This is a genomic window from Micromonospora coriariae, assembly GCF_900091455.1.
Lineage (GTDB): Bacteria > Actinomycetota > Actinomycetes > Mycobacteriales > Micromonosporaceae > Micromonospora > Micromonospora coriariae.
This window is the reverse complement of the sequence record NZ_LT607412.1, coordinates 3,368,537-3,383,108: the sequence shown is the minus strand read 5'-3', so window position 1 is coordinate 3,383,108 and position 14,572 is coordinate 3,368,537. Positions and strand designations below refer to the sequence as shown.

The following is a 14,572-nucleotide window of genomic DNA, read 5'->3' as shown; positions in this document are numbered from 1 at the left end:
CCAGCGTCCGGCCCCGACACGTCGGGGTGCGGATCCGCCCCAATCGATGCGAGCCGTGGCACAGTCGGCTTTCCGGCAGTCGCAACCTTCCCCGGCGGCGCGGTGTGTCACATCTGTCGGGATGCCCGATGCCGGTACACGACGGGGGAGAGCGAGTGAGCGTGACGAGAGACGTTCGGGCGGGTGAACCTCCACCGGACCGCCTTCAGGACACCGCGCCCGGTCGGGCCGAGATGAGCTTCGACGACTTCTACCACGCCCACTATCGGGGCCTCGTGGTCCAGCTCACCGCCTACACCGGGGACCGCGGCCACGCGCAGGACCTGGTTCAGGAGGCATTCTGCAAGGCGTTCGCGCAGTGGAACCGGTTGGCCGGCTACGACGACCCGCTGGCCTGGGTCCGCAGGGTGGCCTGGAACCTCGGCCACAACCGGTGGCGACGGCTGCGTACCGCGCAGGCCTACCTGCTGCGGCAGCGGGAGACGCACGTCGCGGGACCGACGCCGGACCGGGTGGCGCTCGACGCCGCGCTGGCGAAGCTGCCGCCACGCCAGCGCCGGGCCGTGGTGCTGCACTATCTCGCCGACCTGACGGTGGCCGAGATCGCGGCCCAGGAACGGGTCGCCGAGGGCACCGTCAAATCCTGGCTGCACCGGAGCCGGACGACGCTCGCCGGGTATCTGCGCGACACCACGGAGGGGGCGGAAAATGCCTGAGCTGGAGAACGTCGACCTCGCCGGGGAGTTCAACCGGTACCGCAACGTGCTGCTGGCCGAGATCGAGGTGCCGGGGCCCGCGGAGGTCCGGCGGACGGTTCGCCGCCGCCGGCGGCGTCACCGCGCCACGGCCGCATCGGTGGCGATCGCGCTGCTGGGCGGCCCGGCGGTCGGGTACGCGGCCCTGGATCGCCCCGATCAGCCACCGGGACCGGTGGATCCCACCCCCGGCCTGACCGCGAGTCCCACGCCGAACGGCTCGCCGAGCCCCACCGCGGCACCCTCGGTGACCACCGCCAGCCCCACGCGGGTCATCGCTCCGGATGGGCGGATCAGCCGCGCCCAACTGCTCGCCGCACGGGTGGACCTGCCGGCCTGGCGACCGGGACCAGCCGGCTGCCCGGTCAGCGGCGCCCGGTTGTCCGGCGACCCGGCCACCGCCAAGGAGGGGACGAACGCCCTCGAGGCGATCGATTACGCCGACGTCGACGGCGACGGCGCGACCGAGACGGTGGCCATGCTGCAGTGCTCGTTCGGCACCCGTGGACCGCAGCAGGTCGTCGCGTTCGACCGGGATGAGGCGGGCAGGATCGTCACAATCGGCCGGGTGGTGGCCACCGCCCTCGAGAAGCCGCAGTGGTTGACAGCGCTGGACGGGCGCTCCGACGGCATCGTCCGGGTGGAGGTGGCCGACCTGCCCCCGGGCGGCGGGTGGCCCGGCGAGTGGTCGCAGCGGCAGTGGCGCGGGTACCGCTGGACGGGCGAGCGGTTCTCGCAGGTCGAGGGCCCCACCTCGTTCGGCCCGAACCCGTACTCCACGAACCTGGCGGTGACCGCGAAGGATCTCGTCCTGGCCGACGACCCCGCCGACGGTTCCCGGGTCGGCGCGGTCCAGGTGCGGGTCCGCGCCGTCGGGGACCGGCACGTCGACGAGGTCTCCCTCGAACTGGAACTGCCGGCCTCCCTCACGCCGGACGGCCCCGCCTGGTCCGGTTGCGGGCCGGACGTCGGGAAGTACCGCTCCCCGCTGCGCTGCCGACTCGGTCCGATCGAGGCGAACGGCGAGCTGACGGTGGACCTCGGCGTGCGGCTGCCCCCGGGCGCCGAGCTGACACCGGGCACGGCGACGGTGCGCGGCATGGCCTCCGGGCCCGGTGGGCACTACCTGATCGACCCTGACCTCGGGAACAACGAGGACACGATCGCGTACCGGTGAGGGGTCGGTGGGGTGGCGGCGTGGCCGCCACCCCACCGGTCACCAGGACGGGCGTCGCAGCAGGCCGACGAACGCACGCTGGTGGCGATGAACTGTCGCGCTTCTGACAACTCGGCGGTTGGCTCCCCCCGCAACCGTCGTGGGTCGCTTCAGGTGTCTTGCTCGCATCACCGCCACCCGGGTGAACGGAGGGCGGCACGACGGGGAACGGAGCAACGAAGATGACCAGAACCATGACCCGCAGACTGGTGGCCGGCGCCCTGGGCGCGGCGGTTGCGCTGACCGGTCTGCCCGGGACGGCCGTCGCCGCCCCACGCGACACGGCGATCTCCGTCGGGCGGCTGGTGCTCGAGCCGACCGACCGGGGGTACGCGGGCAGCCTTCCGGTGACCGTCACCTATCGCGGCCCCGAGGCGTCCTACCTCGACCTGACGATCACCGAGCCGGTCCCTGGCGCCTTCGCCGGACTGGACCCGGCAGACCCCTGCTCCTACGGCGTGGCCCAGCCAGCCCGGACGATCTACTGCCAGGTCCCTGGTGGCCCGCTGCAACGGGGCGAGCGGCGGAGGTTCACCGTCGACTTCCAGGTGTTCACCACCACCCGGACGTACCCGATGATCACCCCTGGTGGGCAGATCGGCGTCACGACCGGGGACCGGAACCCGAAGAACGACACGGCCACCTTCGCCGCGCTGTTCCGCGCGACAACCGGCTCGCTGCGCGCCCCTCGATCGTACGTACGGGACACGAGCACCGACGCGGCGGTTGCCGCCGGCCCCGCCGCCCTGACGCGTCAGGAAGACGGGAGCTGGCTCGGCCGGGTGCCGGTGACCATCCGGGTCGCCGGTGACGCGCCGCACGACGGGTACTGGCTCACGCCGACGCTACCCAGCGGGGTCGAGATCGTCGGCATCGAGCCCATCGAGGCCTGCACGGCGAGTTGCCTGGTGGCCGGCGGCGTGTTCATGCCGGGCGAGGAACGAGAGGTTTCCCTGTTGATCCGGGCGCCCGCCGAGGTGTCCCCCGGAGCCCTCGGCACTGGCTCGGTGCTGCTGAACGCCACCTTCGGCTGGGGCGATGTGCTGACCGACATCGACGAGGCCGACAACACCGCCAGCTTCGACGTCACCGCCGGCTGACGGAGATGTCATCGGTTGGGGCGCGGCCGCCGGAGTACCGGCGGCCGCGTACGCCCACCTCACCGGATCCGCGCGCCGCCCCCCGCCCGTCTGCACATCGAGGTGAGCGGGATGGCCGCGCACGACGACGGCCCCGCCTTCGACGAGGTCTACCGACGACACTTCCAGCCGCTGGTGGTCCAGCTTTTCGCGTTCGTCGGCGACATGAGCGAAGCGCAGGACCTGGTGCAGGAGGCGTTCAGTCGGGCCTGGCCCCGTTGGCACCGGATCTCCCGGTACGACGATCCGGTGGCCTGGGTCCGCCGGGTCGCCTGGAACATCGCGATCAACCGATGGCACCGCCTGCGCACCGCCCGGCTGTTCAGCCTTCGGCAGCGGGTGGAGGTGGTGAACGGGCCCGGTCCGGACCGGGTGGTGCTCGCCGCCGCCCTGGCCACCCTGCCGGTCAACCATCGGCGTGCGGTGGTCCTGCACTACCTGGCCGGGCTGACCGTCGGTGAGATCGCCGAGGACTGCGAGGTGGCCCCCGGCACGGTCAAGTCCTGGCTCCACCGAGCCCGGGCAACACTGGCCGACTGCCTGGCTGAGCACGAACCCGAGCCGATCGACCGCGAACGCGCGACGGTCGACAACCCGACCGAAAGGAGGGCGGACTAGATGGAACAGCGCAACGAGCGAGCGGATCGGTTGTCGGCCGCCTTCGGCGAGCTGAACACCGTCAGCCTCCGGCAGGTCGCCGAGCCCGATCCGGACGTGCCGCGTCGACGGGCGTACCGCCGGCTTCGGAACCGGGCTGTGATCCCGGGGGTCGCCGCTGCGGTGGTCGCCGCCGCAATCGGCGGGGTGAGCCTGGTCCGGCCCTTGGCCGCTCCACCCCCCACCGGTGTCATCGCCAGCCCGCCAGCTACCGATCTCCCTTCGGTCCTGCCGACCAGCCCGTCGGGCGCCACACCCAGCGAATCGTCGACGCGCCCGCCGAGCCGTTCGGCAACGCCGAGTGCGACGCCGTCCCCCACCCCCACGGCGACCGGCTCGACCAGCTCCCGCCCCACCCGCGCGCCGACCTCGACTCGGTACATCGACCTGTCGATCAGCGCCCCCCGCACCCTCACCCTGCGGCCGTCCGACGCCGGCTACACCGGATCACTCACCATCACGATGGGCAACGCCGGCACCAGGGCATACGACGCTGGCGATCTGATCGTGGTGCTGCCCGTCGAGGCGACGATCGACCTGAATGGCACGAACATCGGTGGCTGCTTCAATCAGGGCCAGACTGACGACCTCAAGACGATGTTCTGCACCGGCGACGGGCCGATTCCCTCCGGCGGTACCCGGTCGTACCGGATCGGCGTCACGGTGAACATCGCCCCGGGCGGGCCGGCACGGACCCTCACCGGCTGTGCGCTCACCGTGCGGGCCAACGTGAGCGGAAGCTTCCCGGCCGACCGCTCGTCCGACGACAACACGGCCCGTACCGACTTCAAGCTGCCCGCCAGATGAGCGGCCCCGCCGCCGGAAGTCCTCCGGTGGCGCGGGACCGGCCGGAGCCTTCACCGGCCTGCGCCTGATCCATCCGGGGTGGCGGATGGCCGCCACCCCACCGGTCACCAGGACGGACGTTGCAGCAGGCCGACGAACTCCACAAGCAGCCGCTCGCGCAGAGCGGGCGGCGCGGCGTCGAGCAACGTGTTCACCAGCGCCATCCGCTCCGGCAGCGGCGCGGCGCTCGATGCGCCATCCGGGCCGGAACCGGCGGCCGGTCCGGCGCCCAGGCCCAGCCCGGCGGCCAGACCCGCCACCAGCTCCGGGGTCAACGCGTCCGGGGTGAGGGCGCCGGCCAGGGCGGCCAGTTCCGCGGGCAGCGCGACCGGTCCGGCCGCCCGCGCCGCCGCCACCGCCTCGCTCAGGTCCGGCCCGAACTCGGGCACCCGGGGCGCGACCGCGGCGGTCACCGTGAGGTGCACGCTGGCCGGCAGACCGGCGTACGACAGCTGGGGCTGGGTGTGCCAGCCGCGCGCCGTCAGCTCGTCGACCAGGACGAACAGGTCCGGGCCGCCCTCGGTGGCGGTGAAGCAGACCACTGTCGACTCCGGCTCGGCCATCAGCCGCAGCCCGTCGACGCCACGCACGGCGGCGGCCAGCCCGGCCACCGCGTCCCGGGTGCGCTCGGCCAACGCCAGATAACCGGCGTCGCCGAGGTGCCGCAGGGTCGCGTACGCGGCGGCGATCGGCCCGCCCGAGCGGGTGGACGCGATCACCGGATTGATCATCGTGTAGCCGGGCCAGTCCGCGTACGCGAAGTACTGCGGGGCGCGCAGTGAGGCATCGCGGTGCAGCAGCACCGACACCCCCTTCGGGGCGTACGCGTACTTGTGCAGGTCCACCGAGATGGAGGTGACGCCGGGTACCGCGAAGTCGAACGGCGGCACCGGCTCACCGAGACGGCGCAGGTACGGCAGGGTCCAGCCGCCGAAGCAGGCGTCCACGTGGCAGCGCACCCCGGCGCGGGCCGCTGCGGCGGCGATCTCCTCGACCGGGTCCACCACGCCGTGCGCGTACGACGGCGCGGAGCAGGCCACCAGCACCGTCTCCGGGCGGATCGCCGCGGCCATCGCGGCCGGGTCGGGGCGCAGCGTGTCCGGGGAGACCGGCACAACGTCGAGCGCCACCCGCAGGTAGTGCGCCGCCTTGGCGAACGCCGCGTGCGCGCTCGCCGGCACCACGATCCGGGGTGCGGCCTGCTCCGGGTGGGCGTCCCGGGCCGCCTTGACCGCGAGGATCAGCGACTCGGTACCGCCGCTGGTGACGCTGCCGACGACGTCCGGGGCGGTCGTGCCCGGCCCACCGCCGAGCACCCGGCCGGCTGCGGCGACCAGCGCGTTCTCCATGGCCAGCAGGGACGGGAACGCTGTCGGGTCCAACCCGTTGACGTGGGCGCTCTCGCGGTGCGCGGCGGCCGCCAGCTCGTCCAGCCCCGGCACCGCCGGGTCGTACACGTACGCGAACAGCCGCCCGCCGTGCGTAGGCCGGTCCATCGCCCGAAGCGCGCGAATTTCCGCGAGCACGGCCTCCGCCGCAACCCCGTTCTCGTCGATCATGGACTCGTGGTGCCCTTCTTGTGGTTGTCAGCGGCTCTCGTCCCCCACCACAACGCCATGATCGACGCGGTGGTGGTGGGCGGCGGCGGCCAGGACGGCGGGGGTGAGGGTGTAGCGGCGCAGCAGGAGGATCGGCGGGCCCACCAGGAGGGCCGGTAGGACGGTGAAGCCGAGCAGGACGCCCAGGCGGGCCAGGTCGGACTGCGCGGCGGCGGTGCCGGTGTCGGAGGAGACGTAGCCGGACAGCTGGAGCACCAGACCGTAGATGCCCGGGCCGAGGGCCAGACCGAAGGTCTCCCCTGCGGTCCAGAGGCCGGTGAACACACCCGCCTGCCGCCGGCCGGTGCGCGCGGTGTCGTACGCGATGCAGTCCGGCAGCATGGCCAGTGCGAACACCTGCTGCCCGGCGTACCCGACGCCGATCACCGCGACCAGCAGGTAGACCGCGACCGCCGGCAGCACCGGCGCGGCGACCAGGGCGAGCGCACCGGCGGCGAGGATCAGCGCGGCGGCGGCCAGGGCGGCCCGCTTGCCCAGCCAGGCGCCGACCCGGGTCCAGACCGGCATCACCAGCAGCGCCGGTCCGACGAAGCAGACGAAGAGCAACGTCGGGCCGCTCTGCTCGTCGCGCAGGATCTGCCCGGCGAAGTAGTTGACCCCGGCCAGGATGGTCGCCACCCCGGCGGACTGCACCACGAAGCAGATCAGCAGCGCCCGGAACGGCCGGTTGGCACCGGCGACGGCGAGCTGGGCGCGCAGTGTCGGCTCGCTGCCGCCCACCGTGCCGGTCGGCGCGGACCGGGTGCCGAGGAACGCGCCGACGGCGCCGAGGGCGATCAGCACCGCCACGAACAACCCCATCCACCGGTGCCCGGGCACCCCGTCGCCGCCGGCGGTCACCACCAGCGGGGCGACCGCGCCGGAGACCAGGATGGCCAGCGCCAGCACGGCGATCCGCCAGGTCATCAACCGGGTGCGCTCGGTGTAGTCGTCGGTCAGCTCGGCCGGCATCGCCACGTACGGCACCTGGAAGAAGGCGAACGCGGTGGCGGTGGCCAGGAAGGCGAACGCCACGTACGCCGCCGCCGCGGGACCACCGTCGAAGGGCGCGGCGAAGATGGCCGCGAAGAGCACGGCGAGCGCGAGACCGGCGATGAGCAGGTACGGGCGGCGGGCACCCCAGCGTGACCGGGTGCGGTCGGAGATCCGGCCGGCGACGGGGTTGACCAGCACGTCCCATGCCTTGGGCAGCAGCACCAGCAGGGCGGCCACCCCGGCGGCCACACCCAGCGTGTCGGTCAGGTACGGCAGCAGCAGCAGCCCGGGCACTGTGCCGAACGCGCCGGTGGCCAGGGAGCCGAGCGCGTACCCGGCGTGCACCGGCCGGGGTAGCGGGCCGGCGGCTGGTGAGCCGGCATCACCCGGCGGCGGGTTCATGGGGCCGAATGTTACTCACGTTATGGCGCGGGTCACATCCCCTCCTCCGGCGACCAACCCGCCACCCGGATGTCCACTCCCGCACCGCGCAGCGGTGCCCCCTCGGCCCGCAGCCGGGCCCGCGCCTCCCGCTCGTGCCCCGGGGGCAGCCGGCCCGCGGAGGTGACCACCCGGTGCCAGGGCACCGAGCCGCCGTGCCGGGCCATGATGCTGCCCACCAGCCGGGCCGAGGCGCGGCCGGAGCGTTCGGCGAGCGCGTCGGCGACCGCGCCGTACGACATCACCCGGCCCTCCGGAATCCGCTCGACCAGGTCGAGGACCGCCTCGACGTACTCGTCAGGTGTCACAGTCGGCCACGATATGGGAACGCAACCGGGCCGCGCCGCACCGACCACGCAGAATGGGCGGGTGCGCGACGCAGTCACGGCGGCCCGGCGGGTCGTCGTCAAGATTGGTTCCTCCTCGTTGACCACCGCCACCGGCGGCCTGGCCGACGAGCGGGTCGACGCGCTGGTCGACACCCTCGGTCGGCTCGCCACCGAGGGGCGCGAGGTGGTGCTCGTCTCCTCGGGCGCGATCGCCGCCGGCCTGGCCCCACTCGGGCTGACCCGACGCCCGCGCGACCTGGCCACCCAGCAGGCCGCCGCCAGCGTCGGTCAGGGCCTGCTGATCGGCCGGTACGCGGCGGCCTTCGCCCGGCACGGGCTGACCGTCGGGCAGGTGCTGCTCACCGTCGACGACGTGACCCGCCGGGCGCACTACCGCAACGCGTACCGCACCCTGCGCAAGCTGCTCGACCTGCACGCGGTGCCGATCGTCAACGAGAACGACACGGTGGCCACCGAGGAGATCCGGTTCGGCGACAACGACCGGCTGGCCGCCCTGGTGGCCGCGCTCGTGCACGCCGACCTGCTGGTGCTGCTCTCCGACGTGGACGCGCTCTGGACCGGTGACCCGGCCCGACCGCACTCCACCCGGATCACGGAGGTCCGCGACGAGAAGGACCTCGCCGGGATCACCATCGGTGGGGCCGGGCGGTCCGGGGTCGGCACCGGCGGCATGGTGACCAAGGTCGAGGCGGCCCGGATCGCCACCGGCTTCGGCATCCCGGTGGTCCTCACCGGCGCCGACCTGGCCGCCCCGGCGCTGGCCGGCGAACCGGTCGGCACGCTGTTCCACCCGCAGCGGCAGCGCCCGGCGGCCCGACTGTTCTGGCTGGCCCACGCCACCTCGCCACGGGGACGGCTGCACCTCGACCCGGGCGCGGTGGCCGCCGTCGTCGGGCGGCGCAAGTCGCTGCTGCCGGCCGGCATCACCGCGGTGGACGGGGCGTTCACCGCCGGGGACCCGGTCGACCTGGTGGACGCCGGCGGCGCGCCGGTCGCGCGCGGGCTGGTCAACTACGACGCGGTGGAGCTGCCCGGGCTGCTCGGTCGCTCCACCTCCGAACTCGCCGCGGCGCTCGGCCCGGCGTACGAGCGGGAGGTCGTCCACCGCGACGACCTCGTCCTGCTGTAAGCAGGGGCACCTTGTTAACGCCTGGCGTTGTACAAGGGGCCCTTCCTAACGCGAGGAGTGACCGATGAGCGTGAGCGAGCAGGCCCGGCGGGCACGGGTGGCGGCGGAGACGCTGGCCGTGGCGACGCGTACCGCCAAGGACGCCGCGCTGGCCGCGATGGCCGACGCGCTGGTGGCGCGTACCCCGGAGATCCTGGCCGCGAACGCGACGGACCTGGCGGCCGGCCGGGAGGCCGGGCTGAGCGCGGCCGTGCTGGACCGGCTCGCCCTCGACGCGGGGCGGGTGGCCGGCATCGCCGACGCGCTGCGCCAGATGTCCGCCCTGCCCGACCCGGTCGGCGAGGTGGTCCGCGGCTCGACCCTGCCCAACGGGCTGGAGCTGCGCCAGATCCGGGTGCCGTTCGGGGTGGTCGGCATCATCTACGAGGCGCGCCCCAACGTGACAGTGGACGCGGCCGGGATCTGCCTGAAGTCCGGCAACGCGGCGCTGCTGCGCGGGTCGTCGTCGGCCGCGCACTCCAACGCCGCGCTCGTCGCGGTGCTGCGCGACGCGGTCGCCGGGGCCGGGTTGCCGGCCGACGCGGTGCAGTTGCTCGACGCCAGCTCCCGCGAGTCGGTCAAGGAGCTGATGCGCGCCCGTGGGCTGGTCGACGTGCTGATCCCGCGTGGCGGCGCGTCGCTGATCCGCACCGTTGTCGAGGAGTCGACTGTGCCGGTGATCGAGACGGGGGTGGGCAACTGCCACGTCTACGTCGATGCCGCCGCCGACGTGGCGCAGGCCGTCGCGGTGACGCTGAACGCCAAGACCCAGCGACTCTCCACCTGCAACACCGCCGAGTCGCTGCTGGTGCACGCGGGCGTCGCCGACGCGTTCCTGCCGCCGGTGCTCGCCGCGTTCGCCGAGGCGGGGGTGACCGTGCACGGCTCACCCGAGGTGGCCACGTACTCCGCCGCCGTGGTTCCGGCCACCGAGGAGGACTACGCCACCGAGTACCTCTCGGCGGACATCTCCGTCGCGGTCGTCGACTCGCTCGACGCGGCGGTCGCGCACATCCGGCGGTACGGCACCGGGCACACCGAGGCGATCCTCACCGACTCGGCGAGCGCGGCCCGCGAGTTCGTGGCCCGGGTGGACGCGGCGGCGGTGATGGTGAACGCCTCGACCCGGTTCACCGACGGGGGCGAGTTCGGCTTCGGCGCGGAGATCGGCATCTCGACGCAGAAGCTGCACGCCCGGGGCCCGATGGGCCTGCCCGAGCTGACCAGCACCAAGTACGTGGTCACCGGGAACGGGCACCTGCGTTAGGGCCGGAGCCTCAGCCGATCGCCGGCCGGCAGGCCCGGATGGCGGACAACGTGGAGTGCACGTCGAACTGGTGCCCGTCGTCGCTCTCCCAGCCGCCGTCGCTGCGCTGGGTCTCGGCCAGGCGGCGCAGGGCCCGGACCATGATCCAGTCCTGCGGATCGATGCCGACCCGGCGCAGCGTGGCCGCCAGCCAGGCCACGTCCCCCGGGGACATCGTGGGCATCCGCTCGGCGAGCACCACCTGGATCCGCGCGGACTCCTGGAACATGTCCTGCCGGTGCAGCACGGCCGCGCTCAGCCAGCCGGCGGCGAGGAAGGACGGCCAGCTCCCGTCCGGACGCAGCCGCACGGCGAGCGAGTGTGCGGCCGCCTGCACCACCCCCGCGTACGCCCCTCCGACCCGGTGATCGAGCGGACCCGCGGCACGGGCGTCCAGGCCGGCCACGGTGAGCCAGAAGCCGGCGTTGGCGGTGAGGAACAGCCCTGCCTCCGGGTCGCCGGGGCGGGCCCACTCCGGAGCCGAACCGGCCAGCGTCGGGTCCTCGTCCCACCCGCCGTCGGCCTGCTGGCGTGAGGCGAGCCAGTCCAGTGCCCGGCGGGCGGCGGGACGACCGAGCGCGCCCAGGTCGTCCAGCTCGGCGAGCCGGAAGCAGGTGGCGTCGATGGAGGCGATCTCGCCGCCCCAGGTCGCCGGCCAGCCGCCGTCGGGTGCCTGGCCGACCTCGGCCGTCTCCAGCAGCTCGGCGGGCACCGGTGTGCCGTTGCGCAGCCAGGAGAGGCGGGCACGCTCCACCGCGTCCCCGTGCGCCACGACGAACCCGATCGCGGCATCCAAGTCGACCACGGCGGAGACGCTACCTGCGCAGACGCGACACCGCCTCGGGGAATCGGCCAGCCGGGGATGGCTGCGTCGCTGCGGACCCAGGGCCGCTTGGAGCCGCCAGTGTCGGTTCGCCGGCGCATCCCGGCCCACGGGGCCGGTCGCGCTGCGCGGAGGCCGGGGCGGCGGTGTCGGCCGCCCCGGCCCGGCCGGTCAGTACGCGGGCAGCGCGGGGTCGATCTGCTTGATCCAGGAGAGCACGCCGCCCTGCACGTGCACGGCGTCGCGGAACCCGGCCGCCTTGAGCGCGGCGAGCGCCTCCGCCGAGCGGACGCCGGACTTGCAGTGCAGCACGATCTGCCGGTCCTGCGGGAGCTGGGCCAGCGCCTCACCGGAGATGATGTCGCCCTTGGGGATCAGGGTGGCGCCGGGGATCCGGACGATCTCGTACTCGGCCGGTTCCCGGACGTCGACCAGGAAGATGTCCTTGCCGGCGTCCTGCCACTCCTTGAGCTCCAGCGCGGTGATGGTCGAGTCGACAGTCGCCTCCTGGGCCTCCTCGGAGACCGCGCCGCAGAAGTCCTCGTAGTCCTCCAGCAGGTCGGTGACCGTGGGGTTCTCGCCGCAGAGCGCGCAGTTCGGGTCCTTGCGAACCTTGATCTTGCGGTATTCCATCTCCAGCGCGTCGTAGACCATCAGCCGGCCGACCAGCGGCTCACCGATGCCGGTGAGCAGCTTGATCGCCTCGTTCACCTGGATGGAGCCGATCGACGCGCAGAGAACACCGAGCACGCCACCCTCGGCGCAGGACGGAACCATGCCGGGCGGCGGCGGCTCCGGGTAGAGGCACCGGTAGCAGGGGCCGTGCTCGGCCCAGAACACCGACGCCTGGCCGTCGAAGCGGTAGATCGAGCCCCAGACGTACGGCTTGCCGAGCAGCACCGCCGCGTCGTTGACCATGTACCGGGTGGCGAAGTTGTCGGTGCCGTCGACGATCAGGTCGTACCGGGCGAAGATCTCGCGGACGTTGTCCCGGTCCAGCGCGGTGTTGTGGATCTCCACGTTGACCAGCGGGTTGATCTCGCGGATCGACGCGGCGGCGGACTCGGCCTTGGACCGGCCGACGTCGGAGACGCCGTGGATGACCTGGCGCTGGAGGTTGGACTCGTCGACGGTGTCGAAGTCGATGATGCCGAGCGTGCCGACCCCGGCCGCGGCGAGGTACAGCAGGGCGGGCGAACCGAGGCCACCGGCGCCGACACAGAGCACCCGGGCGTTCTTCAACCGCTTCTGCCCGGTCACGCCGACGTCCGGAATGATCAGGTGGCGGGAGTAGCGGCGGATCTCGTCAACTGTCAGCTCGGCGGCGGGCTCGACGAGCGGGGGCAACGACACGGTGGACTCCCCGGGATCGGCGGTGTGAACCGCGCCATTGTTGCTCGCCGGCGGCCTGCTCGGCCATGAGGGAGGACACGTGGCCCGCGATGCGGGACCGGGAATAACCGACGACCGGGTCGATCAGGGGACGATGTCCCCCGCGTAACGACGACCGTCGAGATAGGGCCAGGCGTTGGCGAGGCAGCCCTCCAGGCCGTACGTCTGCTGCTGCATCACCGGCGCGGGCTCGCCGTGGCCCGGACAGGCCTCGTGCTCCTCGCCGAACTCGTGGCCGACCTCGTGGTTGATCACGTAGGTCCGGTACGTCTCCAGCGGGGCGCCGTAATCGGGCACCGCCTCCAGCCAGCGGGCCAGGTTGATGATGACCTGACCGGGCAGCCGGCAGGAGGTGTAGCGCTCGGTGGTCAGCCCACCCTCGGCGCACATCCGCTCCGACGTGACCGGGGTGGCCAGGTAGATGGTGAAGTCGGCGGCACCGGCGTCGGCCACCCGCTGCACCCGCAGTTCCCCGGAGGCGATCCAGCTGCGCGGGTCGGCCAGCACCTCGTCCACAGTGGCGGCGAAGGCGTCGGCGTCCTGGCCGGTGCCCCGTTCGACAGCGACCCGGTAACGGCGCAGCGGCCCGTCCTCGCCGCGCACCGCGGTCTCGCCGTCGGCCGCCGTGAACCGTCCCGCGCCGACGGACGGGTAGCTGGTTGGCGCCGGGTGGGCACCCACCCCGCCGCCATGACCCATCCGGCCGTGGGTGACGGGTGGCGCCTCGGCCGGCGGTTCGCCGCCCCGGGTCAACGTCACTCCGGCGGCGGCCACGGCGAGCAGGAGCAGGCCGAAAAGCAGGCTGCGACGACGTCGTCGGCGCATCCGGGCCAGCGCGGGTCGCGCGTCCGAAGCCCGGTACGCCGAGCGGCCGGACGGCCCGGGCGGCCGAGGCGGGCCGTAAGGGGACGACGACGTCATGACGTCCAGCCTGCCAGATTAATCGGGCATTTCCCCCCCTTTGCGGCGATTGACGCAAGACGCCTGATGGCGGCGGTCATTCGGCCGCGTCGGACCAGCCGGTCAGAGCGCCGGGCCGGTGTAGCGGCGACCCTCGAGGTACGGCCACGGATTGACCCGGCACCCGTTCAGGAAGAGGGTCTGCTGCATCATCACCGGGGCCGGCCGACCGGCGCCCGGGCAGCGCTCGTGCCGGTGCCCGAGCTGATGGCCCACCTCGTGGTTGACCACGTACGTCCGGTAGACCGCCAGCGGCACGCGGGCCGCGACGTAGTGCGGCACGGACAGCCGCCACCGATCCAGGTTGATGATCACCTTGCCGGGCGCGCGGCAGGAGGTGTACGGCCGGCCGCCGACCCGGATGTCCACACCGCCGTCAGCGCACATCCGGCCCGCCGTGCGAGCGGTGGCCAGGTAGACGGTGAAGTCACGGGCCGCACCCCCCGGCACCTGCTGCAACCTCAGCCGGCCGCTGTCGACCCAGCTCCCCGGCCCGGCGAGTGCCGTCTGCACCGCCTGCCCGAACGCGACCGGGTCCTCAGCACTGCCCGATTCGACCGCCACCCGGTAGCGCCGCAACTCACCCGCGCGGCCCAGCACCGGCCCGGTGCGATCGTCGTAGCCGAACCGACCGGTGCCGGCGGTCGGCACTGCCCCGGACAGCCGCAGCACCGGGGGTGCACTCGACGGGGCGACCGGCGACCCGGACGGCGACGGGTCGGCCGACGGCGGCAACGGTGCGGCCACCAGTGGTGGCGGCCCGGTGATCTCGTCCGCGGCCAGCCGGTCGGCGCCAGGATGCCCGCCCGGCCCTTCGGCGATCACCGTCACCACCGCCCCGATGGCCAGCAGGACCGCCACCAGCTGGGCGAGCAGTGCGAGTCGTCGCTGACGGCGACCGGGGCGGCGGGAGGACGTGCGCATC

The 14,572-nt window shown here is 73.5% G+C and carries 14 protein-coding genes; 7 read left to right on the top strand and 7 right to left on the bottom strand.

Annotation, left to right across the window (positions count from 1 at the left end; all coding sequences use genetic code 11):
- Positions 1-155: 155 nt before the first annotated feature.
- The 5 genes from GA0070607_RS15835 (at position 156) to GA0070607_RS15815 (ending at position 4,574) form a co-directional block, all read left to right on the top strand.
- Positions 156-716: an RNA polymerase sigma factor gene (locus GA0070607_RS15835; RefSeq protein ID WP_331716452.1), complete on the top strand. Its 561-nt coding sequence runs from the start codon at positions 156-158 to the stop codon at positions 714-716.
- Positions 709-1,932, top strand: coding sequence for a hypothetical protein (locus tag GA0070607_RS15830; RefSeq protein ID WP_089018909.1), 1,224 nt, complete (start codon positions 709-711; stop codon positions 1,930-1,932). Before GA0070607_RS15835 ends, GA0070607_RS15830 begins: the two co-directional genes overlap by 8 nt.
- Before the next feature lie 221 nt (positions 1,933-2,153).
- Complete coding sequence (locus GA0070607_RS15825; RefSeq protein ID WP_157743169.1) at positions 2,154-3,071, top strand: hypothetical protein; 918 nt, start codon at positions 2,154-2,156, stop codon at positions 3,069-3,071.
- Between the two features lie 111 nt (positions 3,072-3,182).
- On the top strand, positions 3,183-3,728 hold the full coding sequence (locus GA0070607_RS15820; protein WP_089018907.1) for an RNA polymerase sigma factor: 546 nt from the start codon (positions 3,183-3,185) through the stop codon (positions 3,726-3,728).
- Positions 3,729-4,574: a hypothetical protein gene (locus tag GA0070607_RS15815; RefSeq protein ID WP_089018906.1), complete on the top strand. Its 846-nt coding sequence runs from the start codon at positions 3,729-3,731 to the stop codon at positions 4,572-4,574.
- Positions 4,575-4,678: 104 nt separating this feature from the next.
- Here the strand turns inward: GA0070607_RS15815 and GA0070607_RS15810 are convergent, their stop codons facing one another.
- Genes GA0070607_RS15810 through GA0070607_RS15800 form a run of 3 tightly spaced genes read right to left on the bottom strand, consistent with a single transcriptional unit; the run spans position 4,679 to position 7,956 of the window.
- Complete coding sequence (locus tag GA0070607_RS15810; RefSeq protein WP_089018905.1) at positions 4,679-6,172, bottom strand: pyridoxal phosphate-dependent decarboxylase family protein; 1,494 nt, start codon at positions 6,170-6,172, stop codon at positions 4,679-4,681.
- Positions 6,173-6,199: 27 nt separating this feature from the next.
- Entirely contained in the window at positions 6,200-7,609 is a 1,410-nt protein-coding gene (locus GA0070607_RS15805) for an MFS transporter (RefSeq protein ID WP_089018904.1), read from the bottom strand.
- A gap of 32 nt (positions 7,610-7,641) precedes the next feature.
- The gene (locus GA0070607_RS15800; protein WP_089018903.1) at positions 7,642-7,956 is read right to left on the bottom strand and encodes an MGMT family protein; all 315 of its coding nucleotides are present in this window, start codon (positions 7,954-7,956) and stop codon (positions 7,642-7,644) included.
- Positions 7,957-7,969: 13 nt separating this feature from the next.
- Between GA0070607_RS15800 and proB the strand changes: the two genes are divergently transcribed.
- Complete coding sequence (proB, locus tag GA0070607_RS15795) at positions 7,970-9,127, top strand: glutamate 5-kinase (RefSeq protein WP_089018902.1); 1,158 nt, start codon at positions 7,970-7,972, stop codon at positions 9,125-9,127.
- A 64-nt stretch (positions 9,128-9,191) separates the two neighbouring features.
- The gene (locus GA0070607_RS15790; RefSeq protein WP_089018901.1) at positions 9,192-10,433 is read left to right on the top strand and encodes a glutamate-5-semialdehyde dehydrogenase; all 1,242 of its coding nucleotides are present in this window, start codon (positions 9,192-9,194) and stop codon (positions 10,431-10,433) included.
- Positions 10,434-10,443: 10 nt separating this feature from the next.
- Here the strand turns inward: GA0070607_RS15790 and GA0070607_RS15785 are convergent, their stop codons facing one another.
- From GA0070607_RS15785 to GA0070607_RS15770, 4 genes are all read right to left on the bottom strand, one after another.
- Positions 10,444-11,328, bottom strand: coding sequence for a prenyltransferase/squalene oxidase repeat-containing protein (locus GA0070607_RS15785; RefSeq protein WP_089021880.1), 885 nt, complete (start codon positions 11,326-11,328; stop codon positions 10,444-10,446).
- 138 nt (positions 11,329-11,466) lie between these two features.
- Entirely contained in the window at positions 11,467-12,648 is a 1,182-nt protein-coding gene (gene moeZ, locus GA0070607_RS15780) for an adenylyltransferase/sulfurtransferase MoeZ (protein ID WP_089018900.1), read from the bottom strand.
- Positions 12,649-12,771: 123 nt separating this feature from the next.
- Positions 12,772-13,608 carry a DUF3152 domain-containing protein gene (locus tag GA0070607_RS15775; RefSeq protein ID WP_089018899.1) on the bottom strand — a complete coding sequence of 279 codons (837 nt, stop codon included), beginning with the start codon at positions 13,606-13,608 and terminating at the stop codon, positions 12,772-12,774.
- 102 nt (positions 13,609-13,710) lie between these two features.
- Positions 13,711-14,571 carry a DUF3152 domain-containing protein gene (locus GA0070607_RS15770; protein ID WP_089018898.1) on the bottom strand — a complete coding sequence of 287 codons (861 nt, stop codon included), beginning with the start codon at positions 14,569-14,571 and terminating at the stop codon, positions 13,711-13,713.
- Between the last annotated feature and the right edge of the window lies 1 nt (position 14,572).